The following is a 1632-nucleotide window of genomic DNA, read 5'->3' on the forward strand; positions in this document are numbered from 1 at the left end:
CACGGGGCTGTGATGGCCGCCTGCTGGAGGCTTTCCCTCAAAGCGCTTGATCAGCTCCGCTTTGGCCTGGTGTGGAGAATGGACGGCAAAATGGTGAAGACAGAGGAAAAACGGCTCTTTGGCGTGGCGGCGAATGAAGTCCACCGCTTTGTCTGTCAGGAAGTCTGCCAGATAGGTGCCTTCCGGATAGGAGACGCGCGGATTGGTCGCGAAATTGAAATGCCGTCCCATGGAAGTGATGGCTTCATCGAAGCCACGGGCACTGGGATGGTGCTCGGGATCGTCACCCAAATGCCACTTTCCAAAGAGGCCCGTGACATACCCGGCACTCTTGAGGGCCTGCCCTAGCGTGGCTTTTTCCAGCGGGAGCTTCTCGACGTTATCCACAGGACGGAGAGGTCGGGTCCGCCAGGGGAACCGCTCGATGCTGCCGACGGTATATACCCCCGTTCGGGGGCCATATTGTCCACTAATTAGGGCGGCTCTTGTCGGTTGACAGTTGGGCCCCGCCGTGTAACCGTCGGTGAACTTCATGCCCTCCGCAGCCATCCGGTCGATGTTCGGAGTCTCGTAGTATTTGCTGCCGTAGCAGGCGAGATCCGTGTAACCCAGATCGTCCGCCAGGATGAAGATAAAATTGGGGCGAGACCCCTTTTCCGTACTGGGCTGACCTCCCTGAACGCGGCAGGTACCACCCCAAACTGTGGTGACGATCGCTCCGACGGCGGCAAGGACGAACATCCATCGGTCTGCTATAATGGGATTGCGATGACTCACTCCTGTGTCCTCCTAAACCGTATCTGCTTCTATCCCCCGTAAGAGGGGTTCGTCTGGTCGGGTCTTGCCCGGTGACGACCCCGGTGCATTGTCCTTATTGCGCGACCCCTTGCAAGCGCAGAGTTTTGGGACGGCTTTTGTGGGCAGTTCTCCTGCGCAGAGCTCTTGAGGCGTCGGAGTGGGGCTCCCTCAAACGATCCTTCCGCCAGTCCAATAAGGCGGCATTCTACCAGCACAAGATAACCAAAATCACTGTCAATAAAAGGGCTGTGTATGCTGAAGCGATGGCGTCGTTGGTGGTTGCAACCCTGTGGTGCCCGGGCTGTTCTTGCTTTGGCGCTACCACTCGTCATCTCATTCGCGTCCTGGACGGTGATGAACTTCACCGACCGGATGTTCCTGGTGTGGTACGACACATCCGCCGTGGCTGCCGTCCTGCCCGCCGGCATGGTGCAATGGACGCTGGTTTCCTTCGCCATGGGGCTGGTCAGCTACGTCACGACGTTTGTCGCCCAGTATGAAGGGGCCAAGCGACGCCATCGCGTGGGGCCCGTCATTGGCCAGGGCCTGTGGCTGTCCCTGTTTTTCCTGCCACCGCTCATGCTGACGATCCCGCTTGCCCGGTGGATGTTTCTGGCGGTGGGGCATCCTCCGCATTTGGCGGAACTCGAGGCCCGTTACTATCAGGTGGCCATGCTTTCAGCAGGAGCGATGCTCTTTTCGGCTGTGCAGGCCGGGTTTTTCACAGGCCGGGGCGATACACGGAGTGTGATGCTCGTGGATACCGCGGCCGCCGTGCTCAATCTCGTGCTCGACTACCTGTGGATATTTGGCAAGTTGGGGTTTCCGGAAGGA

Annotated in this window: 2 protein-coding genes; one reads left to right on the forward strand and one right to left on the reverse strand. The window is 59.0% G+C overall.

Annotated features, from left to right (window positions below):
- Nucleotides 1-777 (reverse strand): sulfatase-like hydrolase/transferase (locus tag H5U08_RS18090; protein WP_297036334.1); only part of this gene is annotated, 777 nt, incomplete at its 3' end.
- 273 nt (nucleotides 778-1050) lie between these two features.
- Here H5U08_RS18090 and H5U08_RS18095 point away from each other — a divergent pair.
- The coding region (locus H5U08_RS18095; RefSeq protein WP_297036336.1) for an MATE family efflux transporter at nucleotides 1051-1632 on the forward strand (582 nt) is incomplete at its 3' end.

This window comes from Thermogutta sp. (genome assembly GCF_014359955.1).
Classification (GTDB): domain Bacteria; phylum Planctomycetota; class Planctomycetia; order Pirellulales; family Thermoguttaceae; genus Thermogutta.